This window comes from Pseudomonas sp. CCC3.1, assembly GCF_034347405.1.
Lineage (GTDB): Bacteria > Pseudomonadota > Gammaproteobacteria > Pseudomonadales > Pseudomonadaceae > Aquipseudomonas.
The window spans coordinates 2,071,856-2,096,748 of record NZ_CP133778.1; the positions used below are offsets into that span (position 1 = coordinate 2,071,856).

A 24,893-nucleotide genomic window follows, 5' to 3' on the forward strand; every position below is an offset into this window, starting at 1 on the left:
GACGGCGTCCTCGTTAACGTGGCAGTTGAGGGTGATCGATATAACCGAGCATTGACTCATACACATCGACACGGCGGTCGCGGTGCAGGTCGTTCAAGTTGTTCCAGATCGGCGCGCTGCGTGCGCTTGTCAGGTCAATATCGGCATACAGAATGGTCTGCTCGTCAGCCGAAGCCACTTCGCCGATGGGCCAGCCATTGGTTCCGGTAATCAGCGAGCAGCCCAGATAGCGTTCGCCTTGTTCCTCTCCGATGCGATTGGCGGCGGCAATAAACACGTTATTGGCGTGAGCAGCGGTCATTGTCAGATACGAGGCCATGCACTTACCGGACTCATCGAACAGCGGCGGTGGCGTCCAGATCCAATTGTTCAGGCTGCAGATAATGTCAGCACCTTGCAGACTCAGCAGGCGTGGCACTTCGGGAAACCAGATGTCCCAGCAAATCAGCAGACCGATGCGCCCAATCGGCGTATCAAACACCGGGAAACCCAGATTTCCGGGGGTGAACCAGAGCTTTTCTCGGTTCCATAAATGGGCCTTGCGGTACTTGCCAACAAAGCCGTCCGGCCCCAGCAGCACCGCGCAGTCAAACAACTGCATGCCGTCCCGCTCGGCCAGTCCTGCGGCCAGATACACCTGATACTTTCGCGCAAAATTGAGCCAGGCCTGCACGCTTGGGCCATCGGGAATGAGTTCTGCATGCAGGAAAGCTTCTTGGCGAGTGCCGAACAAATACCCGGTGTTGGCCAACTCCGGCAGCACGATAAGATTCGCCCCGTTCAAGGCCGCCTCACGGGCCAGCTCCAGGCTGCGTTTCAGATTGGCCTGGCTATGTTGTATGCCCACCTGCGGATCGAATTGCACAACAGCAACGCGCACAGCACTGACAGCTTCGTTCATGGCTGACACCTCTTTTTTATTGTGTTGACCCGCTGAGTTGCGGGTATTCAGTAAGAGGATTTATCAGTGCTGACGTCTGTCGGTTGTGTCCGCTTGGTGTGTAGTCCGCTGCCTTGTGTAGGTGACTACATATCAAGTTGGACTACAAAACAGGGGAAATAAACTGACTCGATAAGGGCCGTTATGATCGGATTTTGGCGGGTATTGAAGCGCAGCGATTACAACGGCTTTGGCGACACTGATGAACTCGCCCGCACCTGCAACTGCGGCGTCAGAATGATCGACTCCGCCGTCTCGCCTTTGATCCGTTTAAGCAGTAACTCAACCGCCTGTTGGCCCATTTTGGCCAATGGCAATCGCACGCTGGTCAGCGGAACGGTCAGTTCGTGGGCCAGGGCAATGTCGTTGAAACCCACGACGGCGATGTCTTTGCCCGGCACCAGGCCCTTGTCCCGTGCGGCGCCCATCAGGCCGATGGCGAGGAAGTCGTTGACCGCAAACAACGCTTGCGGGCGCGGGCTCAGCCCCAGCAGGTATTCGCCTTGCTGGTGTCCGGTGAGGCTGTCAAATGGGCCGTTGAGGGTCCATTCCGGGCGCAGGTTGATGCCTTGTTCGCGAAAGTAGCGGGTGAAACCGCGCGTGCGGTCAGCGCCGGTTGAAGCATGGCGTTCGCCCGCCAAAATCGCGACATCTCGCCAGCCCAGCCGGTACAGGTGTTCAGCCGCCAGCCAGCCGCCCAACTCATCATCACTGCACGCCGTGACATGCCCGGCTATCTGGCGGCTGACCAGCACGTAGGGGATGTGTTTGCGGATCAGCAACTCGAACAGTGGCTGGGTATCACCCACGTGCGAGTCGGCCACGATCAGCCCGGCCACCGAGCGGCGCAAGGCATGTTCGGCACGTTGCATCTGGCGCACTGGCTGATCGTCGGTGTTGGAGACGAACGTGAGGTAGCCCGCCTGTTCGGCGGTGCTGTCGATGCTGTCGTAAATGGTCGCCATCACCAGGTCGGTGATGCGCGGCATCAGTACGCAGATTTCTTCGCTTTTGCGTAATTTAAGGTTAGATGCCTGCGTGTTCGGTCGATAATCCAGCTCTTTCGCCAACGCACGAATACGCTCGACCACCTCGGCCGATGCCGCCCGCTCGACCCCGGCCGGGTCACCATTGAGCACCCGTGACACGGTGGATACGTGCACGCCAAGTGCGGTCGCCATGGACTTCAGGGTGACGGGGCGAGATGGATTCGGCATGTGTGGAAGGCTTCCTGCTGTCTGTTATGAGCGCGCGGATTCTACCCGAGTGGGCGCTTTTCGGCCGGAGAAAATTTTTACCCAAACGTTTGACTAAAATTTTTACTCGCTCTACATTTCGCCAACCCAAACGTTTGGGTCACACAATAAAAAAACGCCGGACGCGGCCGACTTTTTGACTTCTGCCATCATTTGAAGAGTCAGATCTCTATGAATAGCCCAGCTATCCCGTCTTTCCGCTACCAGATTTTCTTCCTGATCATGCTGATGGCATTGCTCAACTACATCGACCGTGGCGCGATTGCGTATGCCTCGGCGAGCATTCTTCCCGAGTACGGTTTCGACAAGGCCGATTGGGGCAAGGTGTTGGGTTACTTCGGTTACGGTTACATCCTCGGTGCGTTGATTGGCGGTATTCTGGCCGACCGGTTTGGCGCCAAGCGCATCTGGTTCATTGCCGGGGCCACGTGGTCGATCTTTGAAATTGCCACCGCGTTTGCTGGCGACTTCGGATTGGCGTTTCTCGGCGGTTCGGCCATGGCCGGTTTCGCCACTATCCGGGTGATGTTCGGTTTTGCCGAAGGCCCGGCTTACTCGGTCATCAACAAGAGCGTGGCGAACTGGGCGACGCCTAAAGAGCGTGGTTTTGTGGTCTCGGTCGGCCTGCTCAGCACCCCGCTGGGTGCACTGCTGACCGCCCCGATTGCGGTGGGCCTGCAAACCTTGACCGGCGACTGGCGCAGCATGTTTGTGATCCTGGGCGTTATCAGCCTGGCGCTGCTGATTTTCTTCATGACGCGCTTCACCAACACCCCCGATGAAAACCCGCGTGTGTCCAAAGCAGAGCTTGAGTTTTTGCGCAAAGAACGCGCCGAATCGGTCAATGCGTCGACCCCAACCACGACCGCTACGCCGGTCTGGCACTTCTTCAAGAACAAAGACCTGCTGCTCAACGCGGTCGGCTACTTTTCGTTTGTGTACGTGACCTTCCTGCTGCTGACCTGGACCCCCAAATACTTGCAGGATGAGTTCCACTACAACCTGTCGTCGCTGTGGTACATGGGCATGATTCCCTGGACCGGTGCCTGTTTCACCGTGTTGCTGGGTGGCAAAATCTCTGACTTGCTGTTGCGTCGTACCGGCAACCTGAAAGTCGCCCGCAGCTGGCTGGCCGCGACTTGCCTGCTGTTGACCACGCTGTGTTTCATCATGGTGTCGCAAGCCCAGACCGTATGGGGCGTGATCGCCCTGATGACCCTGGCCAACGCCCTCAACGCGCTGCCTAACTCTGTGTACTGGGCCGTGGTAATCGACACCGCGCCGTCGAATCGAGTGGGTGCCTACAGTGGTATGACTCACTTCATCGCCAACACCGCTTCGTTTATCGCCCCCATGCTCACTGGCTACCTGACTGTTCGCTACGGCTATTCGTCGATGTTTGTGGCCGCGGCAGTCGCCACTGCACTGGGCATGAGCGCCATGTTGATGGTGCGTCCCGGTGGTCGACAGGCGGCATCCCCTCTACCTGCTGCAGTTTGATGGAGTTGTTTGTATGAGCCTGGTGAAGCCTACCCATACTGGATATTTTTTTGGCCAATCGGTCAGGGTGCTGGCCGAGCGCTTGCGTGCGGGCAGCCTGACGAGTGTCGAGCTGACCCAAGCCGCCCTCGACAGCATTGAGCGCCTCAACCCGACCCTGAATGCCTTTGTACAGGTCGATGCACCCGTTGCACTGGCCCAGGCCCGCAAGGCTGATGAATGGCTGGCCCAAGGCCAAGATTTGGGCCCGCTGCACGGCATCCCGGTGGCGGTCAAAGACAACATCGACACCTTCGATTACGTCACCACCTATGGTTCGGCGCATTTCGACGGCTTTAAACCGAGCTGTGATGCGCTGTGTGTAAAGCGCTTGCGTGAGGCGGGCGCGGTGATTGTCGGCAAAACCCTGACCCATGAATTCGCCTACGGGCCAACTGGCGACCGTTCGCTGCAAGGCGCGGCCCGCAACCCCTGGGACGCGCGTTGCATTACCGGTGGTTCCAGCGCGGGGAGTGCGGCTGCGGTGGCCAGTGGCATGGTGCCGCTGGCGCTGGGCACTGACACCGGCGGTTCGATCCGGATTCCGGCGGCGTTGTGTGGTGTGGTCGGTTTCAAGCCTTCCTATGCTGTTGTGCCCCTGGACGGCGTGTTCCCGCTGTCGTCCAGCCTCGACCATGTCGGGCCGATAGCCAACTCCGTTGAGGATGCGCGGCTGCTCTTCGAGGTGTTAGCGGGTCGGGCTTGCGCGGCGGCAACTGAGCCGCGGCCATTGCGGGTTGGCTGGATCCGTTCGGGCAGCTTCGGCCCGGTCGACGCTGAAGTCGACCAACAGGTTTATCAGGCGGCTAAGCAGGTATTCGGCGATACGTTGCATGAAGTAGCGGACTTGGCCTCCATGGCCGCTGGCATGAAAGAAACCCTGTTGATGCTGCAACGTGCCGAGGCTTACGACGTGCATGCCGAGCGCATGCAAGAGGCGCCGCAATTGTTCGACCCAGAAGTGCGCGAGCGCCTTGAGTTGTCGCAAGAAGTCCGCGGCTGGCAATACATTCGAGCCCAGCGGGCCCAGCAGCATTATCAGGCGCACATGGCGCGGTTATTCGAAGACTATGACGTGCTGGTCTCGCCGAGCGTACCGATTACCGCCCCCGCAGTGAACGCACGGGAGATACGGGTGGGTGAGCAAGACATCGACGTCCGCGCTGCCGTGCTCAGCTACACCAGCCCCTGGAACCTCACCGGCCTGCCTGCCATCAACCTGCCTGTGGGGTGGGTGAAGGGCATGCCAGTGGGGCTGCAAGTGATTGCGGCGGCGGGGGAGGATGATCGTTTATTGCGGGTGATGGTCGAGCTGTTTACGCGCGATTAGGTCCTTGATTCTCTGGGTTCCCGTCAGTCATATGACTTGCGGGGGCAGCAACGCGACTCAAGTGTGGAAGCGGGCTTGCCCGCCATTCAGTGATAGGCAGCCACCCAGATCATGACTGTCATTTCTGACAGCAGACGCACTCACGCCTTGAGCGCATGCTGTGTGGCAGAAAGTTCTGGAGGGCCTGCCTATGACGTCGCTCCACGCCCGCACACCGACACTCGCGGTCATCGAGCCGCGCGGATTGCCAGTTCGCTCGGTGGCGTTTGCGTGTTCAGTGAGTGGGCAAACCCCTGAGCAACGGGTGACGTGGAGCACGTTCGATCCCATGGGGCGGCTGGTGGCGCAGCGCGACCCTCGGCTGTTCGCGGACTCTACTGCCCCTGCCAACCTGCTGACCGTGTACAGCCTGTCCGGTCAGGTATTGGCCACTGACAGCACCGATGCCGGGTGGCGGCTCAGCCTTCCGGGCGAGGCCGGGCAGACGCTGGAGGTGTGGGACGCCCGCGAGAGCCATTGGCAAACCACCTATGACGACTCGATGCGCCCGGTCAGCGTGACTGAAAACAGCACCCATGTGATCGAGCGTTTTACCTACGCCAGCACCAGCGTGGAGAGCGCCCGGCACAACCGCTGCGGCAGGCTTTTGCGGCACGACGACCCGGCGGGCACACGGCACATGACCGAGTACGGCCTGGCAGGCGGATCGCTGGAAGAAACCCAGCAGTTTTTGCGCAGCCTTGACCTGCCACATTGGCCCGAGTCCGAGGCGCAGCGCGACCCGTTGCTGGAGGAGGTCGAGCCGTTCATCAACCGCTGGCACTACAACGCTGCGGGTGAACTGCTCAGACAGACCGATGCCGAAGGGCATCAACAACACTTCAGCCACACCGTGGCTGGGCAGTTACGCGATACCGGCCTGCAAACCGCGGGCAGCAGCGCGGTTAAAATCCTGGTCAGCAACATCCGTTACAACGCCTTTTCTCAAGTCGAAAGCGAAACCGCTGGCAATGGCGTTGTCACTTTTCTGACCCACGAATCGGCGACTGGCCGCTTGGCTCGCCTACAGGCGCAAGTGCCGGGTAAACGGCTCTTGCAAGACTTGCACTACCGCTACGACCCGGTCGGCAACCTCATTGAGATTGAAGACACAACCCTGGGCACCCGTCATTTTGCCAATCAGCGCATCGAACCCATTCGCCGTTTTGCTTACGACAGCCTCTACCAACTGATTGATGCCAGCGGCTGGGAGACCGCCCAGCCGTCACTCGGCCCGGACTTGCCGACCTGGCAAACCCCGGACACCAGCCGGGTGGTCAATTACAGCGAAACCTATCGCTATGATGCGGCGGGCAATCTGCTGGAGCGCATTCACCTAGGGGGGAGTGATCACACCCAAACGCTACACATCGCCCCACACAACAACCGTGTTATTCGCAGCGGCGAGACTGAACACACCTACGATTCCAATGGCAATCTTCTGACCCTGCAACCCGGCCAACCCCTGCAGTGGGATGCCCGAAATCAACTGTGCGCTATCGCCCAGGTCACGCGTAAGGCCGCTGCCAACGACGAAGAACGGTATATCTATGGCGGTGGAGGCAAACGCCTGCGCAAAGTCCGCACCTGGCAAGCGCAGGCCAACAGCCACCTCGCCGAAACCCGCTACCTACCGGGGCTGGAAGTGCGCACCAACAGCGCCACCCAAGAGAATCTTCAAGTCGTCACCCTTCAGGCCGGGCGCTGCCGCGTGCAATGGTTGCACTGGGACACACCGCCCAGCGGCCTTGAGAACGATCAACTGCGCTACACCTTCGACGACCACCTGGGTTCCAGCACCCTGGAACTGGATGATCAGGCCCAACTCATCAGCCAGGAAACCTACTACCCGTTCGGCGGCACCGCGTGCTGGGTCGGGCGCAATGAAGTGGAGGCCAGTTACAAAACCCTTCGTTACTCAGGCAAGGAGCGCGATGCCACGGGCCTGTATTACTACGGCTATCGCTACTACGCCCCGTGGCTATATCGCTGGCTGAACCCCGACCCGGGCGGCGCCATTGATGGGCTGAACCTGTATAGATTTGTGGGCAACGCCCCGATGGGGCATGTGGATGCGGATGGGCGGATCAAACGCAGAGCGGATGGGAGTCTGATTGCCGAAGCGGCCGGATCTGAATCTGGGTTTGAACAATTTCGAGATCAATATATTGGAGACGAATCGTTAGATAGTTTCAGCGATATAGGTGATTCAAGGGACTCATTCGCCAATGCTCCGCCGACACCTGCGGCGTATATCAATAATTTTGATGAGGGTCTGTTCTCAACCCCATCCTCACCGGCACCGTCTCTGAGTGATTTTGATATGGGTTTGTTGCCCCCACTCGGCTTACAGGCACCAGGGCCACAGCCTGGCACATCTTCGCAAGACCAATTCCGAGTGCCTGCTGTGCCAGCACTGCAGCGTTTTGACTGTGTTGAGCCTGGCTGCGGGAAAAGTTATACAAATATGCAAAATCTAACTAGACACCTGCTCTCTCACACTGGAGAAAAACGGTTTTCATGCCCCAATTGTCCATCCCGTTTTGCCCGGAAGGATGTTTTAGACATTCACCTACGCATTCATACAGGGGAGAAAACTTTCTCATGTGAGTATCCGGGCTGCGGTAAAAGCTTTGGTTATAAAAGCAATTTAAAAAATCACCTACGCGTTCATACAGGGGCGAAACCTTTCTCATGCACGTACGCGGGCTGCGGCAAAAGCTTTAGTCAGAAACACGCTTTAGCATCTCATCAACATGTTCATACAGGGGCGAGACCTTTCACATGCACGTACGCGGGTTGCACCCAAAGCTTTCGTCAAAAAAGCAATTTAGCCATGCACCTCAAACGCAAACACCCATAGAAGCAACACGCGTCGCATGCACGTATCCGAGTTGTACTAAAAGCTTCAATCAAAACGGTACTCGTAAACCTGTAGAGCGGGCCCGCTCATTCGCGGGTTTGAATGAGAAGCCCGACCACTCCCTGACCCCATGGGAGCGGGCTTGCCCGCGAAGGTATCGACGCGGTTTAACAGAAAAACCGCATCGTCTGCATCGCTGGCAAGCCAGGCTCCTACAGGTTTCTCGCTGTATTTAAGACTGAACATGACACCTGACACCCGCCTGTAGCGCCTGGAGTTGTTGGCAGCCTTCGGTGCTCAGGCTGCAACGCTCGCGGAAAAAACATCCCTGCGGAAGGTTCCGATTACCCGGCAGCTCGGTCGGTGCCGCCACGTGTTCGGCACGCAATGGCACGCCCAATCGCGGGACGGCTTCCAAGAGCAAACGGGTATACGGATGACGCGGTTGGTCAAGGACGTGCGCCGCGCTGCCCAACTCAACGATCTGCCCCAGATACATCACGGCCACACGGTCGGACATGTGCCGAACGACTGAGACGTTATGGGAAATCAGGATGTACGTCAGATTACGCGCCCGTTGCAATTCAGCCAGCAGGTTGAGGATCTGCGCCTGCACCGAGATGTCCAGCGCGGAGGTCGGTTCGTCCAGGACGATGATGTCCGGGTCCGAAGACAAGGCTCTGGCAATGGCGATTCGCTGGCGCTGGCCGCCTGAGAACTGGTGAGCAAAACGGTCCAGGTATTCCGGGCGAATCCCGACCTGGGCTGCCACTTTCGAGGCAATGTCGCGCATCTGTTGGCGTGAGCGCATGCCGCGTGCATAAAGCGGTTCGGTGATGATGCGCCAGATCGGTAATCGCGGGTTCAGTGACGATTGCGGATCCTGGAAGACGATTTGCACATTGCTGCTGCCTTGGCCTTTTTTGCCGTTGGCCCAGTTCAACGCGCCACTGCTGGGGGCAACCAGGCCCATCAGCACTTGCGCCAGGGTGCTTTTGCCACAGCCGGACTCTCCGACGATGCCCAGGGTTTCCCCGGCCTTGACCTGAAGGTCGATGCCATTGAGGGCATGGGCATAGCCCCGAGGCCGCCCCAGCCAGTCATTACTGACGGGGAAGCGCACGCGCACGTCGGTCAATTGAAGGATCTCGTGAGGCACAACAGCCACCGATTCAGACACAGCACTGTTCATCACGAAAGCTCCTTATGCGGTAGCCAGCAAGCGCTTTTACGCTGTTGATCCTGGTTGATGGCGGTCAACACCGGCCGTTCGCTGCACATCGGCATTGCATGCTGGCAGCGTTCAGCAAAGGTGCAGCCCGCAGGCAGGCGCGAAAGATTCGGCACTTGCCCGGCAATGGTCATCAACGGCTGCCCCGGCTCGACCATTTCCGGCAAGCCGCTGAGCAAGCCTTGGGTGTAAGGGTGGCGCGGATGGCGCATGACATCGGCGGTCAGCCCTTGTTCAACCACTGCGCCGGTGTACATCACGTACACACGGTCGCAGAACTGCGACACCAGTGCCATGTCGTGGGTGATCAACAGAATGGCCGTGCCTTTTTGTCGGGCTTTTTCTTGCAGCAACAGCAGCACCTGACGTTGCACCGTCACGTCGAGCGCCGTAGTGGGCTCATCGGCGATCAGTAACTGCGGCTCACACGAGAACGCCAGCGCAATCATGACCCGCTGGCGCATGCCGCCCGACAGCTCGAACGGGTAACTGTCCAGAACCTGCTCGGGGCTGGCGATGTGCATGTCGCGCAGCAGCTCGATGGCCTTGGCACGGGCTTGTTGGGTGCTGATTTTCTGGTGATGGATGATCACGTCGAGCATTTGTCGCCCGATCCGCCGCGTCGGGTTGAGCGCGGTCATCGGCTCCTGGAAGATCATCGCCGCATCACGGCCACGAATCTTTAAAAGCTCTTTTTCAGGGGTGTTGAGCATGTCGCGATCGAGCATGCTCAGACTCCCGGAGGTGATCCGGTAACTGCGCTCGGGCAGCAAGCGCATGCTGAGCATCGCGGTGACGGATTTACCCGACCCGGACTCGCCGACCACGCCCACAATTTCGCCGGGGTTGACGTGCAAAGACACGCCGTTAAGGGCCTTGACGCTGCTCTTGTAGGCCGGGAACTCAAGGCTCAAGTTGTCGATGGCCAACACTGGATTGCAAGTAGACATGCTTATTTCCCCTGCTGGCGTGGATCGAGCAGATCGCGTACGCCATCGCCCAGCAAATTGAAGCCCGTCGCCGTGATCAGAATGGCCAGCCCCGGGAACGTGGAGTACCACCAGTTATCCAGAATGTAGTTGCGCCCGGTGGCGACCATTGCCCCCCACTCAGCGGTGGGCTGTTGCGCACCCAGGCCGATAAAGCCCAGGGCCGAGGCCATGAGAATGGCGCTGCCGATGTCCAGGCTCAGTTGCACCAGCAACGGTGGCATGGCGTTGCGCGCAACGTGCCAGTGGACCATGTGCCAGCGCTCGGCACCGAAGGTTTCGGCGGCCTTGACGTAGCCCATCTGGCGAATGCTCAAAGACTGGCCGCGGGCCAATCGGACATACGAGGGAATCCGCACCAGGGTGATCGCCAGCATGGCATTGAACAGGCTGGCGCCCAGGGCGGCTGCCAGGGCCATGATCAGCACCAGTGAGGGCACCGACAGCATGATGTCCATCATGCGCATGGTCACGGCGTCGAAACGTCCGCCAATCACCCCGGAAAAACAGCCCAGCAGCCCGCCGATAAAACAGGCGGAAAAGGCCACGAACAAACCGACGCCGACCGATTGACGGCTGCCGAACAGCACCCGGCTGAACAGGTCACGGCCCACTTCGTCAGTGCCGAACCAGTGCTCGGCAGAGGGCGCGGCCAGGCGCTCGGAGAGGTTCAGGGCGTTGGGGTCGTGGCTGGCCAGCCACGGTGCGAAGAGCATGCACAGCAGCACCATCAGGGTGATTGCCAGCCCGGCCATGGTCAGCGGGCTGCGGCGTATCTGATGGATCAAATAGGCGGACTTTTCACGCCAGCGCGGGGTGTGCACGGCGGTAGTCAGAGGCACAGACATTTCAATTCACCTCGCCGATACGCGGGTCGATCACGCGATACAGAAGATCGATGGCCATGTTCAGCAGCACATAGATAAACGACACCAAAATGGCGAAACCCATCACCGCCGGGAAGTCCAGTGACTGGATCGACTTGACGACGTAGGCGCCCATGCCGGGCCAGGCGAAGACGGTTTCGGTCAGCACCGCGCCGTAGAGCAAGTCGCCCAGGGTCAGCCCGAGTACCGTCACCGAAGGGATCAGTGCATTGGGCAGGGCGTGGCGCAGGATCACGGTCCAGCGCGACAGGCCATAGGCGCGGGCCGTGCGGATGTAGTCCTCGCCAAGCTGGTCGAGCATGGCTGAACGAATCTGCCGGGCGATCACCCCCAGGGTCACGAAGCCCAGCGTGGCAGCGGGCAGGATGAGGTGTTTAAGCGCATCCAGAAATAGGCTGAAGTTCCCGGCCAGCAGGGCGTCAATCAGGTAAAACCCGGTGATCGTGGTTGGCGGGGCAAGCCCTTCGGACAGACGCCCGCCGCCGGGCAGCCAGCCCAGGTGGCCATAAAACAGCACGATGGCGCCCAGTCCCAGCCAGAAGGCCGGGGTCGAAATCCCGGTGACCGCCAGGGTCCGCGCAATTTGGTCGATGGCGCGGTTGTGATACACGGCCGACAACACGCCCAGCGGCACGCCCACCACAATCGCCAGGAACAACGCGACCACCGCCAGTTCCAGGGTCGCCGGGAAGAACGCCTGCAGGTCTTCGAGCACTGGGCGATTGGTACGGATCGACGTGCCGAGGTCGCCCTGCAGCAGGTCCAGCAGGTAGCGGCCATATTGTTGGTACAGCGGCAAATCCAGCCCCAGTTGATGGCGGATACCGGCCACCAGTTCATCGCTGGCGCGGTCACCGGCAATCAGCCGAGCGGGGTCGCCAGGGATCAGGTGGGAAATGGCAAAAGTAATCAGCGAAACACCGAACACGACCAGCAACAGGCCAAGCAGGCGCTTGCGCAACAACGTCAGGAAGGCCATAAGGCACCTCTGTTACTCAAACGACAGACATCAGAAAACCGTGCACGCCTTTAGCGGCGTGCACGAAAGCGCTGGTTCACTTGCTCATGCTGCCCAGGTTGAACACCTGCTCAAGCATGGGATTGAACACATAGCCTTTGACCGAATCACGCATCGGCAAGGTGTAGCTCTTTTGGTAGAGGTACACGTAAGCACTGTCGTTGAGCGTCTGTTTCTGGGCGTCCTGATACAGCTCAACACGCTTGGCCTGATCGCTGGTGGTGGCCGCTTCACGAATCAATGTGTCGACCTTAGGGTTGCTGTAGAACGAGCGGTTGCCTTGCAGGCCCTGCATTTTGGAGTCGAACCAGAAGTTCATGAACATGTACGGGTCAGCGAAGTCAGGGCTCCAGGTGCCAACGGCGATGTCGTAGTCAGCCTGGCCAACACGTTCGCGCAGGGCGGCGTTGGCGGTCTTCTCCATCTTCAGATTAATGCCCAGCGGCATCAGGGCCGCTTGCAGGGTCAGGCCAATCGGTTCCCAGTTGGCGTCCTTGTCCGAGTACATGTAGCTCAGGTGGGTGATCTTCTTCGGCACTTTGGCCAGGCTGTCGGCTGCTGCAGTCATGTCTTGTTTCATGTTCGGCAGCGAGCTGTCATACGCCCACATGCCTTTGGGAATCGGCCCGTTCAGCAGCTCAGCCTTGTCCTTGAGGATGCCTTTGACGATGCCGTTGTAATCCACCGCTTCGGTGATCGCACGGCGGGCGTCGACGTTGGTCAGCGGGCCTTTCTTGTTGTTGAGGTACAGGTAAGTCACCCGCAAGGACGGGTACTCCTTGACCGCAATGCCAGGCTTGCTGGCCAGTGCACCCAACTGGTCTTCGGGCATGTCTTCAATAATGTCGAGGTCGCCACGTTCCAGCTGCAAACGGCGTACCGACGGCTCGGCGATGATCTTCAGTACCACGGTTTTCAACGCAGGGGCGGGGCCCGCGTAGTAAGGGTTTGGCTCCAGGGTCAGCGACTGGCCTTTTTGCCAGTTGGCCAGGCGATAAGGGCCAGAGCCTGCGGTGTGGCTGGACAGCCAGGCGTTGGTTTCTGCGCCTTTGTTCGCCACCAGCGGGTTAACCACCGATGCGCCGTTGTGGGCCAGGGTGAACAGGAACGGCGCAAATGGCGTTTTCAAGGTGAAGCGGATGGTCTGCGGGTCAACCACGGTGACCACCATGTCTTCCGGGAACGCGCCTGACGGCCCTTGCTTGAGCGTCATCAAGCGGTCGAACGAGAATTTCACTGCCGCGGCGTCTACTGCGCTGCCGTCATCGAACTTGTTGCCGGTCTTGAGCTTGAACTCCCACACCAGATTGTCCGGGGAAACGGTCCAGCTCTCGGCCAGATCGCCCTCGACTTCGGTGCTGCTCTTGTCGCCGTCGGTCTTGTAGCCCACCAAACGCTGATAGGACGGGTAGGTGATGGTCCAGTCGTTGTTATCAAACGTCACGGCGGGATCGAGGGTTTGCGGGTCGGCGGGCTTGCCGATAATCAGCGTGTCTTGTGCCACGGCGGCAGTTGCTGCTTGCCAGGCGCCGAGGCTCAAGGCTGCGCACAAGACGCTGAGCGCCAGTGTGCGGGCACGGGGAGGGGTGTGGCGGTTCACGGAGTTCATGACGGTCATTGCCGGTTTCCTTCAACATTCGATGTCTGGAAGTGGGTCAGGTTTTTTTTGGAATCTATAACCGGGCAGTAGCAGGTGAAGCATGTTTGCAGCGTTTTTGTTGTTCTTTTCAGGCGTTGCGCTGGCCCTGAAACTCTTTGGTTTCATCGGCCCGTTACGGCTCAAACAGGTGTTATTCGTGGATCAAGGGGTAATGATCGGCGTTGGGTAATTCGTAATGCCACCACTCACTGGCGATCGGCTGGAAGCCGGCTCCGAGCATCACCCCCAACAGCAGCAGGCGATTGCGTTGCACTTGTACGGGCAAGTCCGGGTAGAACTGATGCGAGGTTTCTTCCATCGTGTCGAAACCCGTGCCCATATCCAGTGCTACGCCGTCGCCGTCCACCAGTGTCAAGTCCACGGCGACACCGCGACTGTGGTGTGAGCCCAGATGCGGGTCGCGCACGTAGTCTCCGTTGGGCAGTGCTTCCCATAACAGGAACTGCGCGGCAGGCGGCCGATAGGCGTCATAAATCAGCAGGCTGAAACCGGCCAGTCGCGCCAGTTCGCTGGCCTTGCGCAGGCAGGCGGCGGCATCGCGATGCAGCAGGCAACGGGTGGTCGGGTAGATCACTTTGCCGGCCAGATTGTCGGCAGTGGCGTAGATCATGTTGATCTGCACCTGAAACTGCTGGGCATCAATCTCAATCAGTGGGCTGGGGCTGGTAACGCTCTGATTCACACACTCACTCCTGGGGCGATTCGTTTGGGGCAATGCGCTTAACCTTCGAACTGGCCGAAGGCTTTTTGCAGTTGACGGTTCTTGGCCAAACGGACGTCCAGATGTTCGCCATATTGCTGCGCAACAGCTGAAACCATGAGATTCAGCAGGCATGCCAGCGGCGCCGGAGAATCCCAGAATTGGCCAACATCGGTTTTGATCTGCAACAGATCCAGCGCGTAGTCGCGGGCCCATGGGCATTGCAGGTCGGTGATCAGGGCCAGGGGCAACGCGTTATCAAGGGCCGCGTTGCAAAAGTGTTGGGTCACGCTGGAATACGCCCGAAAGTCGGCAATGATCGCGTAGGGGTTGTCGAAGCCGGAGTTCAGCGTTTCGGCGTAAATGCCGGACAGGCCGTCCACGTAGTAAACCTTGGGGCGGATGTACTCAAGATGGCTGTGAAAGGCGGTGAGAATCCCGCGCGTGGACTGGATGCCGATAATAAACACGGCATCGGCTTCGTGGATGCGTTTGACGATCTGGGCAAAGGCTTCGCTGCGCGCCAACTCATAGACGTGCTGGATGGCCTCGATCTCACGCTGCATGGAATGGTCGAGCGCGTCGCCGCCGTTGCTTTGCGCACGAAAGGCGGCAATTCGGTCGGTGATCAACCAGGACGTCGGCACGTCACCGCGCAGGCTCTGTTTGACGTCATCCAGGTTCTGATACCCCAAAGAGCGCAAGAATCGCCCGACCGAAATGCCCGTGGTTGAGGCTTGCAGCGCAATGCTGTCCGCGGACTCGAAAGGGAGCTGTTGCGGGTTGCCCAGCAAGTAACTGGCAATGCGCTTGCCGGTCGGCGTCAAACTGGAAAACTCGTGTTCCAGCAACTGAAAAAAATTGTTTTTTCCCATAAGGATCAACGCGCGCCGACAGGTGATTGTTATGTGTATGTCATTTTGTTGCTTGGTGTTATCAACATAACATCAGTCTTTGAGCGGACACAATGGCTTTTCAGCCAACGGATCGATTCGTGTGCTCGCAAAAGCACAACAATAGAAAACGTTTTACTGAGTAAAAGTTTTATTGACTAAAGAATATTATCGGATAATTATTCTCCTGCATCTGCTCTTATGCAGAGTCACTTTCAGGGGCAACCCGATGAGTCAGAACACCATGCCTTCACTGGCCTGTCTTTACGTCCAGACCAACGAATCTTCACTCGACACACGCCTCGCGCCTTTGCTTATGCAAGGCTTCCCCGCAGAGCCTATGCGCCGCGTCACCTGGAAAAACTGGATGAGCCCCCCGTTCAACCAGTGGGGGTTCCGCAATTTGGCGCGCCTGCGTCCCAGCATTGATGTGCAGGCGGGCTCAGGGCGAGTCAGTACGTTGCAAGAATCCCCATTAGCGCTGGATGAACTTCATTTCGATAGCGAGTGTGGTCTGGGTATCAGCGTCATCGACCACCTGGTGGCCAGTCAGACCGATGCGTTTTTGGTGATGCAGGGCGACACCGTGTTGTTCGAGCGCTACTTCAACGGTCAACGGCCCCGCGACCGGCACATCATGTTCTCGGTGACCAAGTCACTGATCGGCACACTGGGTGAGCAACTGGTCAGTGACGGTGTACTTAATCCAGCGTTGCCCGTCGCGTTTTATGTGCCTGAATTGGTGGGCAGCGCGTTTGGTGATGCCACTGTGCGCCAGCTGTTCGACATGGCCGTGGGCATTGAGTACAACGAGGTCTATGACGACCCTAACTCGCAGAGTTCGCAATACGGCTATGCCTGCGGTTTTCAGCCTGCACCCGCGCAGTACGCCCAGTTCGAGTCGCTGTACCAGTACCTGCCGTCTCTGAAAAAACGTGGCACCCACGGTGGCTTTTTTCATTACGTGACGGCCACCACAGAAGCCTTGGCCTGGGTCATGGAGCGCGCCTCGGGCAAGGCCTGCGATCAGTTACTGCAAGGCATCTGGGCGCAGTTGGGGTGCGAGCGTGACGGCTACTTTATGGCCGACCCCTGGGGCCGCAGTGTCGCGGGTGCCGGGTTCAGTGCTACCCCGCGTGACATGGCGCGCTTCGGCCGCCTTCTGGCCAACAATGGTCGCCTGGATGGACTGCAACTGCTGTCGAGCGAAACGATCGAGCGCCTCTTCGCCGGTGCCGATCCGGCGATCTACGCCCAAGACGCCGACTTCTCTAAATGGACCCCTGGCGCTTCTTACCGCAGCCAGTGGTACGTCTTCAACGACCACAGCCAGGCGATTATGGCGGGTGGTATTCACGGCCAATACCTGTTTATCGATAAGCCATCCGGTGTGGTGATCGTCAAACAGTCATCGCTAAACGATGCGGTCAGCCCGTTCGATGCTGACAGCGTGCGCATGCTGCGAGCCATTGCTGCGCACTTAAGCCACTGAAACATCCAATAAATACAAGAAATCTGCGTCCTGCTCGCCTGGCTCTGCCAGGCGTTGGTGGCGCTCTGCGCCGCCATTTCACTGCCCTGTAACAACAATAATCACACAGGAGCTTCATATGGTTTCAATGACGCGTTTATCTCGAGCGCTCTTGGCGTTCGGCTTACCTTTGACCACCCACGTTGCGTTGGCTGGCTATACCTTTGAGGACGGCAACCTCAAAGGTGAGGTCAACTTCACCGCTGGCGGTGCGACCCTTTCCACCCGTAACGTCAACTTCGGCAGTGGCCGCGTCGATGCTCGCAGTGGAAAAAAAGAGGGTACGAAAATCGACTGGCAGGAGTTCTACATCAAGCCCGGCGTCAAGTTGGAATACGCCCTGCAACCAGACTTCAGCCTGCTGGCCGGTGGCTCGCTGGTAGCGGCGACCACCTTCGGCGATGGTGATGCCGGTGGCCTTACGCGCAGCTCCGATGGTGATGTTGCCACTGAGGAACTCTACGGCGGTTTCCGCGCCGGGGAATGGACGCTGACGGCCGGGCGGCAGAACTACATGATCGGTACTGGCTTCATCGTCATGGACGGCAACCTTGATCAGTTCAATGACGGAGCTTACTGGCTTGGCCCAAGAACGGCTTTCAAGGATTCGGCCATCCTGGCCTGGGATCATGGGGCACTGAAGACCCAGGCTTTCACCTTGCGAACCGACGATGATCTGGGTGACTTTCGCATGACAGGCGCCAACCTGGATTACACCCTCGACGAGCAGGTGACGCTGGGCGCAATGGCGATGAGGGTCAATGCGCTGGGTCCCAAAGGCAGTACGGCTCCTCGATTCAGAGATGGCATGCCGGTGTACAACGTGAGGGCACTCAACGCCAAAGTGCCGGGGGTGCCGGCCCTGACGCTCAATGCCGAATACGCGCTGGAGAAGGGCAGCGGTGAGGGTGTCGATTACGATGCCAAGGCTTGGTATGGACAGGCGGAGTATGCCTTCAATACCTTGCCCCTGACGCCCGTCATCGGTTATCGCTACGCCAGCTTTTCCGGCGATGACAACCTCAGCGACAATCGCCAGAAAGCCTGGGATCCTCTGAGCAAAGGCTTCATCGACTGGAGCACTTGGCTGGTAGGGGATATCGTCGGTAACTACCTGTTGTTCAACACCAACGAAAACGTTCAGCAGTTCTCGCTCAAAACCCACCTGAATCCAACCGTGACCCTGGGGGCGATTCACTATCAGTTCTGGCTGGACGAGAAGAACTACATGGGCGCACCCGTCAGCGATCGACGGTTTGCCGATGAGAGCGTGATCTTTCTCGACTGGACCCCGACGCCGTCGCTCTATACGTCGCTGTCCTATAACTGGGTCAAGCCGCTGGCCGCAGCGAAGCAAGTGTTCGGCGATAATCAGAAATTCAGCGCGCTGGAACTGTACTTCACCTACCGCTATTAAGTGTCGCGAGCCGCCGCGGCCGCGTAGGAGTGTTTCACCATGAACAAGAATGTACGCAACACCCTGTTGTCCGTTGCGCTGTCATTGCTGACGACGGGCGTTTCCCTCGCGCAAGAGCGCACAGTGCGGATCTATAACTGGATCGAATACTTGCCACCGGAAATCCTCAAGAGCTTTCAGGAGGAAACCGGAATCCGTCCTATTTATGACGTGTTCGACAGCGTCGAGACCCTGCAGTCCAAGTTGCTCACCGGCAACTCTGGCTATGATGTGGTCTACCCCGGCAGCGCCAACCTGAGCCACTTGATCGCAGCAGGTGCCGTCCAGCCTCTGGACCGTAGCCAGTTGCCTAACTGGCAGCATCTGGATCCGGAGTTCATGAAGACCCTGGAGGTGGCGGGCGACAGCGGTAACCGCTATGCGGCGCCCTACCTGTGGGGGACCACGCTGATTGGCTACAACGTTGACAAGGTTCAGAAGATTCTCGGTGCCAATGTGCAGATGAACACATGGGACATGATCTTCAAGGAAGAAAACCTCTCCAAGCTGGCCAGTTGTGGTGTTGGCTTGCTGGATGCAGCCAACGAGATCGTGCCCATTGCTTTGCACTATCAGGGCCTTGACCCTAACAGCCAGAAACGCGAGGACTACCCGCAGGCTCAGGCGGCGATGATGAAAATTCGGCCTTACATCACCTACTTCAACTCGTCGCGCTACGGCATGGACCTGGCTAATGGTGACATTTGCGTCGCCGTGGGGTGGTCGGGTGGCGTGGCGCTGGCCAAACAACTGGCCGATGCGGCAGGCAAGGGGGTGAGGGTGGAAATGGCCTTGCCCAAGGAAGGTGCGCCGATGTGGTCTGACGTGATGATGGTGCCGGTAAACGCCCCTAACACCAAAGAGGCCTATGAGTTCATCAATTACATCCTGCGCCCGGATGTGATTGCCCGGATCAGTAACAAAATCGGCTACCCCAACCCGAACAAGGATGCCTTCGCACTGGTGAATGCCGACATCCGTAACAACCCCAACATGTATGTGCCGGACGAAGCGCGCAAAACACTGTTCGCTCTGCAGCCCATGCCGCCAGCCCTGGAGCGGATCCGCACGCGCATCTGGACCAGCATCAAGACCAATCGCTGATCATCGTGGCCCGGTACGTTGTGCCGGGCTCGACAGGCGTGTGTGCTGTATGTGAGTCATTCCTGCGGCACCCAGCCCACCTCAACGCAAACTGGCGATGTCCAGTCTTTCAAGGGTTTGAGCATCCAGTCTCAGCTGCGTCGAACGCGCCAGGCTATTCAGTTGCTCCAGGTTGGTGGCGCTGGCAATGGCAGAGCCAATGCCAGGCTGGTGCATGACCCAGGCCAAGGCGATTTCCGCGGGTGAAACCTCCTGTTCCTGCGCCACCTGATGCAGAACGCGCAAAATTCGCATGCCGCGCTCATCGAAGTACTTTTCCAGATCCTCGCGGCGAGCGCTATGCGTCAGGTCAATCAGGCCCTTGTATTTGCCACTGAGAAAACCCGAGGCAAGGCTGAAATACGTCAGTACCTCGCAGCCCTCGGCCACGGCAAAAGAACACAACTGCTGCTCGAAGTCATGGCGATCATAGAGGTTGTATTCCACCTGAAGGCAGGCGTAATGGGGCAAGGCGTGGTGATCGGCAGCGCGTTTAGCGGCGTGTAGATCATCCAGGGTGTAGTTGGATGCGCCGATCGAGCGCACTTTGCCGCAGGCCATCAACGTAGCGTAGGTCTCCAGAGTTTCCTCGTGGGTTGTTGAGGCATCCGGGTAGTGGGAGAAGTACAAATCGATGTAATCGGTTTGCAGTCGACGCAGCGAGTCATCTACGGCTTGCAGGATCCGGCCTTTCGAAAGCCCTTGCTGCGCAGGTGAAAGCTCGGCGCCAACCTTGGTGATGATTTTTATCTCACTGCGCCGGTGGCTGTTCAGGCTCAACCATTTACCAATGATGGCTTCCGACTCGCCGCCGCGATTACCGGTGGCCCAGATCGAATAGGCGTCTGCGGTATCAATGGTGTTGATGCCGCGTTCAAACGCAGCGTCGAGTAGCCTGAGCGAATCGTGTTCGTTGACGGTCCAGCCAAAGACATTCCCACCCAGCACCAGGCGTGAACTCTCCATCGTTGAACTGCTCAGATCATCTTTTTTCATACCGGTCCGCCGTTCGATTTAAAAATAGACCCTCTGGTTTTTGGCGTTCAACCAAACACCTTGCGAGGTGATTGCATTTGATTGTTTTCTCAGGCCCGCATGCCATAAAAGAGCAGCTCGGTGATTCGTCTTACCTGAGCGGAGTGGGACTCGATATCCAGTTGCTCCTGGTTGACCAATCTGAACAATTGCAGGTGTGAATAGTCGTTCAACAAGAACGCGGCCAAGTCGACGTTGAGGTCGGCGCGGAGTTTGCCAGCCTGCTGCAATTCTCTCAGTAACCCACTGATTTCAGCCCTGAGCACATCGTTCATGGCGCGATAGCCTTCGGGCAGTTCATTGTCGCCGCCAAACAGAATCAGCGGCAGCAGTTCACGCCAGAGGCTGGGGTGCATGACTTCCATTGCGTAACCGGTCAACCGGCGCTCCAGGTAGCACATCGCGTCGACCGGGTCCTCAATCTCGAAGATCTGGCTGCGGGTATCTTTGAGTGCACGCTGGTCGGCGTCGTGCAGGATTTCCAGAATGATTTCCTGCTTGTTACCAAAATACTTGAACACGGTGGGCGCCGAGACCCCGGCCTGGTTGGCGATCTGTTCGATGGTGGTGCTTTGGAAACCCTGGCGCTCAAACAGTTCGATCGCTGCCTTGCTGATGGCTTGGCGTCGTTCGACTTTCTGACGTTCACGTAGTCCGCTCACGGGAGGTCCTTGTTGCTGTGAAAAAGGGAGCCAGATTTAGCCCAAACATCCATGCAAAATACTTAGTCGAGTAAAACTTTTAAAGCACTAATTTTTGTAGTGCGCTCTTTCGCAGGAAAGCATGACTTGGGAGACGGAGTTTGCGGTGAAGCGTTCGGCGGCCTTACCCCCGAACGCCTACTCTAGCGATGACTGTTGGTACTTCTTCAGCCGATAGGCAAATTGCGCCCGACTCAACCCCAGCAGTCGGGCAGCCGCAGCCAAATTGCCTTCGCTCTTTTGCAGTGCTTCGTCGATCAAGCGCGACTCCAGGCCGTCAATGGAGAAGCCTTGTTCAAGCTGGGTCAAGGTTTCCAGCAAGTCCGGGCGACGCTGTGCACTGTCGGGGTTGCGGTCGATTGTGGCGAGGCTGCCCTTGTCGTCCAGAGAGTACAATTCCTGGGGTATTGGTTCGTTGCGAAACAGGTGGATCAGGTCGATGGCTTGACCATCCTCGCTGGCGATCAGGCCGCGCTCTATCAGGTTCTGCAGTTCTCGCACGTTTCCGGGGAAGTCGTAGCGCAGCAATGCTTTGAGCGCGCGCATGGTCAGCCCGGCCGGTTTGCGCGCGTAGTCCTGGCAGAAGCGCCGCAGGAACGCATTGACCAATAACGGGATGTCGTCGCGTCGTTCACGCAGTGGCGGCAGGGTGATGGGGAAGACGTTCAAGCGGTAGAACAGGTCCTCTCGGAAGTCTCCAGCGGCTACCGCTTTGCGCAAATCGACGTTGGTTGCCGCCACCACCCGCACATCGACCTTTATTGGCTGAGCACCGCCCACTCGCTCTATCTCGCGCTCCTGTAAGGCCCGCAGTAGCTTGCCTTGGCCGGGCAGGCTGAGGCTGGCGATCTCATCGAGAAACAAGGTGCCGCCGTGGGCCCGCTCGAAGCGCCCTGGGCGCGAATGGGTTGCCCCGGTATAGGCGCCGCGCTCGACACCGAACAGTTCAGCCTCAATCAAATTGTCCGGGATCGCGGCACAGTTGAGGGCCACGAAGGGCGCTTGATGGCGTGGGCTGTACTGATGGAGTTGGCGTGCAAATAGCTCCTTCCCGGCCCCGGATTCACCGCTGAACAATACCGTGGCGGGGGTAGGCGCAACACGCTGCAAGGCAAGGGTGGCTGCGTTAAAAGCGGCGCTGGCGCCGATAGGTTTTAGCTCGCCCGGCATTTCCCACCTGTCATCGGGGGCCGGTGCTGGTGCCGGACGCTGCCTGGGCGTGACGCTGGATGGCGAGGCGGTGAGATAACTCAGGTCTTGTTCAACATTGCCCCATTGTTCGGCGGTCTTGCCGACGACACGGCAGGTCTCGTGCCCCATGCCCCGGCATTCGATTTCACGGAAGATCACCATGCGGCCGAACAGCCCGCTGACATAACCGATGGCATAGCCAAGTTCGGTCCAACATACCGGGTCCTGGCCGATTCCGTAGGCGGCGATATGCTCGTCGGCCTCGCAGGAGTGATGCCAGAGAAATTCACCTTCGTAGAAGCCGGAGTCTGCGTCGAACTTGAAGTGCAGGGGCTCGACCTTGGTCATGCCTTCGAGGGTATGCAGGCGAGTGCCAGCAGAGAAAATCGCCGCTGCATCAGCGTCCGGCCAACGCTCGCGGATCAGCCGCGCATCGCGTGCCCCAGACAGGTAGCCGGTGCGGGTAAACAGCCCACGGGTCTGTTCCAGGCCTTGGCGGTCAATGATTTCGCGCCGCAGTGCGCCGAAGGATGAGCTGTGCAACAGCAGCATGCGCTGATCGTTGAGCCAGATGCGTCCGTCGACAGGGGAAAAAAACAGGCATTCGGTCAACTCGGCCAGGGTCGGTGAGTTGCCATCGGCCAGTTGGGTACTGTCCCCACGGGGCGAGAAATGCGCTTCGCGCAGTGCGAGACTCTGCAACAGCAAGTGGGGGTTAATCATGGTATGCCCCTGATGCAATGGATGGTCTAAATGAGTAACTTGATTAATAGTTATTAAACATAACTTTATCATTTGAACAAGTGACCTGATGCTGGCCGAGCGCAGAGGCCATTGCGCGATCGTTGAGTACTCGTCTTTAACCCTCAAGCCAGAGCCTTTTCCATCTAAATAACGGACGCACTCAAGAAGACGGCACAGCCCTTGCTCTAGTGCTTTGACGACGCAGACGATTCCAGCACTTGAGCAAGGTGTCGTCGGGCGATAACAAGCACAAGAGCCGGGAGGCCCAAATGTCGGTGAGTGAACCTTCTGATTTTCTGCGGGACGAGTTGTGGTGCGAGCGCATCTTCAACGGTGATTGGGTACGCCCATTGGGCGGCAGTAATAGCGTACGAGAGCCAGCTACCGGCGAGGTGCTGACGGTCTCCGGCTTGGCTGATGCTGCGGATATTGCGTTTGCCAGTCTCAACGCTTCCCGAGTACAGCCGGGCTGGGCGGCATTAGGCCCGCGCGAGCGGGCCGAGATCTTCCGCAAAGCCGCAGCATTGGCTCAGCAACACTTTGCCGAACTGGCGCTGTACATCGCACGGGAAAGCGGCAGCAGTCTGTTCAAGGGGGAGCATGAGGTCCGTGAGGCGATTGTCTTGTTGCATCAGGCGGCAGGCCTGCTGTCTCAGTCTCACGGCCTGGTTCTTCCGAGCGAGGCGGGGCGCTTGTCTTATGCACGTCGGCTGCCCCATGGCGTGGTTGGGGTGATATCTCCGTTCAACTTTCCTCTGGTGCTCTCCTTGCGCTCGGTTGCCCCCGCATTAGCGGCCGGCAATGCCGTAGTGCTCAAGCCAGATCCACAGACGCCGGTCAGTGGTGGCTTCATCATCGCCCGGTTATTTGAGGAGGCCGGGCTGCCCAAAGGGTTGTTGCAGGTTTTACCGGGTGCAGCGGTGGCTGGCGAGGCGCTGTGCCGCGACCCGCATGTACGGATGATTGCGTTCACCGGCTCAACCGCAGCGGGCCGCAAAGTCGCAGAGGTGGCCGGGCGACATCTGAAAAAAGTGGCCCTGGAGTTGGGCGGCAAGAACTCGCTGATCGTGCTCGAAGACGCCGACCTTGAACGGGCGGCCAGCAACGCCGCGTGGGGGGCTTGGTTGCATCAGGGGCAAATTTGCATGGCCACCGGACGCATCCTGGCCCATGAGTCAATCGCCGAAGAACTGGTGCGCAGGCTTGCAGAGAAAGCGCGCGCAATCACCGTCGGCAATGCCGCGCGTGGTGAAGCAGTGCTGGGCCCTCTGATCAACAAACACCAGTTGCAGCGCGTGCATGAAATCGTCACTGAGAGTGTCAGGGCCGGGGCAACGCTGGAAGCCGGCGGCGAGTTTGAACAGCTCTTCTATCAACCTACGGTCCTTTCTGGCGTGCGTCCGGGGATGCGTGCGTTCGACGAGGAAATCTTCGGTCCAGTCGCCACGGTGGTGAGTTTTACCAACGACGAGGATGCCATCGAGTTGGCCAATCGTACCGAGTATGGCTTGTCCGCGGGGATCATCTCGCCTTCGGTCGGGCGTGCGATGGCGATCGGCGAGCGCCTCAATTGCGGTCTGCTGCATATCAACGATCAGACAGTGGCTGATGAGTGCATCAATCCATTTGGTGGGCGTGGCAGTTCGGGAAATGCCGGCAGCGTTGGCGGCCCGGCGGACTGGGACGAATACACACAATGGCAGTGGGTGACGATCAAGGACACCGCGCCGCGCTACCCGTTCTAACG

Annotated in this window: 19 protein-coding genes; 7 read left to right on the forward strand and 12 right to left on the reverse strand. The window is 58.7% G+C overall.

Translation table 11 applies throughout. From position 1 onward, the window contains the following. Nucleotides 1-13: 13 nt before the first annotated feature. Both RHM56_RS09505 and RHM56_RS09510 read right to left on the reverse strand, forming a co-directional pair. Complete coding sequence (locus tag RHM56_RS09505) at nt 14-901, reverse strand: nitrilase family protein (RefSeq protein WP_322240827.1); 888 nt, start codon at nt 899-901, stop codon at nt 14-16. Between the two features lie 218 nt (nt 902-1,119). Then, entirely contained in the window at nt 1,120-2,157 is a 1,038-nt protein-coding gene (locus RHM56_RS09510) for a LacI family DNA-binding transcriptional regulator (protein WP_322240829.1), read from the reverse strand. A 210-nt stretch (nt 2,158-2,367) separates the two neighbouring features. On the opposite strand from RHM56_RS09510, the gene RHM56_RS09515 reads away from it, so the two are divergent. The 3 genes from RHM56_RS09515 (at nt 2,368) to RHM56_RS09525 (ending at nt 7,967) form a co-directional block, all read left to right on the forward strand. Next, the gene (locus tag RHM56_RS09515) at nt 2,368-3,696 is read left to right on the forward strand and encodes an MFS transporter (RefSeq protein WP_322240831.1); all 1,329 of its coding nucleotides are present in this window, start codon (nt 2,368-2,370) and stop codon (nt 3,694-3,696) included. A gap of 13 nt (nt 3,697-3,709) precedes the next feature. Further along, entirely contained in the window at nt 3,710-5,065 is a 1,356-nt protein-coding gene (locus tag RHM56_RS09520) for an amidase (protein ID WP_322240833.1), read from the forward strand. A gap of 190 nt (nt 5,066-5,255) precedes the next feature. Beyond that, on the forward strand, nt 5,256-7,967 hold the full coding sequence (locus RHM56_RS09525; RefSeq protein ID WP_322240835.1) for a C2H2-type zinc finger protein: 2,712 nt from the start codon (nt 5,256-5,258) through the stop codon (nt 7,965-7,967). Between the two features lie 232 nt (nt 7,968-8,199). Here RHM56_RS09525 and RHM56_RS09530 read toward each other — a convergent pair whose 3' ends face one another. The 7 genes from RHM56_RS09530 to RHM56_RS09560 all read right to left on the reverse strand — a co-directional run bounded on the left by RHM56_RS09530 (nt 8,200) and on the right by RHM56_RS09560 (nt 15,327). Beyond that, entirely contained in the window at nt 8,200-9,159 is a 960-nt protein-coding gene (locus tag RHM56_RS09530) for an ABC transporter ATP-binding protein (protein ID WP_322240837.1), read from the reverse strand. Further along, the gene (locus RHM56_RS09535; protein WP_322240839.1) at nt 9,159-10,148 is read right to left on the reverse strand and encodes an ABC transporter ATP-binding protein; all 990 of its coding nucleotides are present in this window, start codon (nt 10,146-10,148) and stop codon (nt 9,159-9,161) included. The genes RHM56_RS09530 and RHM56_RS09535 overlap by 1 nt, the downstream gene beginning before the upstream one ends. A gap of 2 nt (nt 10,149-10,150) precedes the next feature. Further along, complete coding sequence (gene ddpC / locus RHM56_RS09540) at nt 10,151-11,035, reverse strand: D,D-dipeptide ABC transporter permease (RefSeq protein ID WP_322240841.1); 885 nt, start codon at nt 11,033-11,035, stop codon at nt 10,151-10,153. Nucleotide 11,036: 1 nt separating this feature from the next. Then, nucleotides 11,037-12,053 (reverse strand): ABC transporter permease, encoded by a 1,017-nt coding sequence (locus RHM56_RS09545; protein WP_322240843.1) that lies wholly within the window; start codon nt 12,051-12,053, stop codon nt 11,037-11,039. Between the two features lie 76 nt (nt 12,054-12,129). After that, nucleotides 12,130-13,710 (reverse strand): ABC transporter substrate-binding protein, encoded by a 1,581-nt coding sequence (locus RHM56_RS09550; RefSeq protein WP_322240844.1) that lies wholly within the window; start codon nt 13,708-13,710, stop codon nt 12,130-12,132. Between the two features lie 172 nt (nt 13,711-13,882). Continuing rightward, the gene (gene ddpX, locus RHM56_RS09555) at nt 13,883-14,434 is read right to left on the reverse strand and encodes a D-alanyl-D-alanine dipeptidase (RefSeq protein ID WP_322240846.1); all 552 of its coding nucleotides are present in this window, start codon (nt 14,432-14,434) and stop codon (nt 13,883-13,885) included. 38 nt (nt 14,435-14,472) lie between these two features. Then, nucleotides 14,473-15,327: a MurR/RpiR family transcriptional regulator gene (locus tag RHM56_RS09560; protein WP_322240848.1), complete on the reverse strand. Its 855-nt coding sequence runs from the start codon at nt 15,325-15,327 to the stop codon at nt 14,473-14,475. A gap of 247 nt (nt 15,328-15,574) precedes the next feature. Here RHM56_RS09560 and RHM56_RS09565 point away from each other — a divergent pair, with 247 nt between their 5' ends. The 3 genes from RHM56_RS09565 to RHM56_RS09575 all read left to right on the forward strand — a co-directional run bounded on the left by RHM56_RS09565 (nt 15,575) and on the right by RHM56_RS09575 (nt 19,436). Next, a complete protein-coding gene (locus RHM56_RS09565; protein WP_322240850.1) occupies nt 15,575-16,837 on the forward strand; it encodes a serine hydrolase in 1,263 nt (420 codons plus the stop codon). Nucleotides 16,838-16,955: 118 nt separating this feature from the next. Continuing rightward, the gene (locus tag RHM56_RS09570) at nt 16,956-18,293 is read left to right on the forward strand and encodes an alginate export family protein (RefSeq protein WP_322240852.1); all 1,338 of its coding nucleotides are present in this window, start codon (nt 16,956-16,958) and stop codon (nt 18,291-18,293) included. 39 nt (nt 18,294-18,332) lie between these two features. After that, nucleotides 18,333-19,436 (forward strand): polyamine ABC transporter substrate-binding protein, encoded by a 1,104-nt coding sequence (locus RHM56_RS09575; protein WP_322240854.1) that lies wholly within the window; start codon nt 18,333-18,335, stop codon nt 19,434-19,436. Nucleotides 19,437-19,517: 81 nt separating this feature from the next. Here RHM56_RS09575 and RHM56_RS09580 read toward each other — a convergent pair whose 3' ends face one another. The 3 genes from RHM56_RS09580 to RHM56_RS09590 all read right to left on the reverse strand — a co-directional run bounded on the left by RHM56_RS09580 (nt 19,518) and on the right by RHM56_RS09590 (nt 23,125). Beyond that, entirely contained in the window at nt 19,518-20,471 is a 954-nt protein-coding gene (locus RHM56_RS09580; protein ID WP_322240856.1) for an aldo/keto reductase, read from the reverse strand. A gap of 89 nt (nt 20,472-20,560) precedes the next feature. Further along, nucleotides 20,561-21,172, reverse strand: a complete 612-nt coding sequence (locus tag RHM56_RS09585; protein WP_322240858.1) for a TetR/AcrR family transcriptional regulator — start codon at nt 21,170-21,172, stop codon at nt 20,561-20,563. A 177-nt stretch (nt 21,173-21,349) separates the two neighbouring features. Further along, on the reverse strand, nt 21,350-23,125 hold the full coding sequence (locus RHM56_RS09590; RefSeq protein WP_322240860.1) for a sigma 54-interacting transcriptional regulator: 1,776 nt from the start codon (nt 23,123-23,125) through the stop codon (nt 21,350-21,352). Nucleotides 23,126-23,415: 290 nt separating this feature from the next. On the opposite strand from RHM56_RS09590, the gene RHM56_RS09595 reads away from it, so the two are divergent. After that, entirely contained in the window at nt 23,416-24,891 is a 1,476-nt protein-coding gene (locus tag RHM56_RS09595; RefSeq protein WP_322240862.1) for a benzaldehyde dehydrogenase, read from the forward strand. The last annotated feature ends 2 nt before the right edge of the window (nt 24,892-24,893 follow it).

Bases quoted from the DNA above. Each gene is read 5' to 3' on its own strand.
- RHM56_RS09505 (WP_322240827.1), bottom strand. From the start codon at position 901: ATGAACGAAGCTGTCAGTGCTGTGCGCGTTGCTGTTGTGCAATTCGAT.
- RHM56_RS09510 (WP_322240829.1), bottom strand. From the start codon at position 2,157: ATGCCGAATCCATCTCGCCCCGTCACCCTGAAGTCCATGGCGACCGCA.
- RHM56_RS09515 (WP_322240831.1), top strand. From the start codon at position 2,368: ATGAATAGCCCAGCTATCCCGTCTTTCCGCTACCAGATTTTCTTCCTG.
- RHM56_RS09520 (WP_322240833.1), top strand. From the start codon at position 3,710: ATGAGCCTGGTGAAGCCTACCCATACTGGATATTTTTTTGGCCAATCG.
- RHM56_RS09525 (WP_322240835.1), top strand. From the start codon at position 5,256: ATGACGTCGCTCCACGCCCGCACACCGACACTCGCGGTCATCGAGCCG.
- RHM56_RS09530 (WP_322240837.1), bottom strand. From the start codon at position 9,159: ATGAACAGTGCTGTGTCTGAATCGGTGGCTGTTGTGCCTCACGAGATC.
- RHM56_RS09535 (WP_322240839.1), bottom strand. From the start codon at position 10,148: ATGTCTACTTGCAATCCAGTGTTGGCCATCGACAACTTGAGCCTTGAG.
- ddpC (WP_322240841.1), bottom strand. From the start codon at position 11,035: ATGTCTGTGCCTCTGACTACCGCCGTGCACACCCCGCGCTGGCGTGAA.
- RHM56_RS09545 (WP_322240843.1), bottom strand. From the start codon at position 12,053: ATGGCCTTCCTGACGTTGTTGCGCAAGCGCCTGCTTGGCCTGTTGCTG.
- RHM56_RS09550 (WP_322240844.1), bottom strand. From the start codon at position 13,710: ATGACCGTCATGAACTCCGTGAACCGCCACACCCCTCCCCGTGCCCGC.
- RHM56_RS09560 (WP_322240848.1), bottom strand. From the start codon at position 15,327: ATGGGAAAAAACAATTTTTTTCAGTTGCTGGAACACGAGTTTTCCAGT.
- RHM56_RS09565 (WP_322240850.1), top strand. From the start codon at position 15,575: ATGAGTCAGAACACCATGCCTTCACTGGCCTGTCTTTACGTCCAGACC.
- RHM56_RS09570 (WP_322240852.1), top strand. From the start codon at position 16,956: ATGGTTTCAATGACGCGTTTATCTCGAGCGCTCTTGGCGTTCGGCTTA.
- RHM56_RS09575 (WP_322240854.1), top strand. From the start codon at position 18,333: ATGAACAAGAATGTACGCAACACCCTGTTGTCCGTTGCGCTGTCATTG.
- RHM56_RS09580 (WP_322240856.1), bottom strand. From the start codon at position 20,471: ATGAAAAAAGATGATCTGAGCAGTTCAACGATGGAGAGTTCACGCCTG.
- RHM56_RS09590 (WP_322240860.1), bottom strand. From the start codon at position 23,125: ATGATTAACCCCCACTTGCTGTTGCAGAGTCTCGCACTGCGCGAAGCG.
- RHM56_RS09595 (WP_322240862.1), top strand. From the start codon at position 23,416: ATGTCGGTGAGTGAACCTTCTGATTTTCTGCGGGACGAGTTGTGGTGC.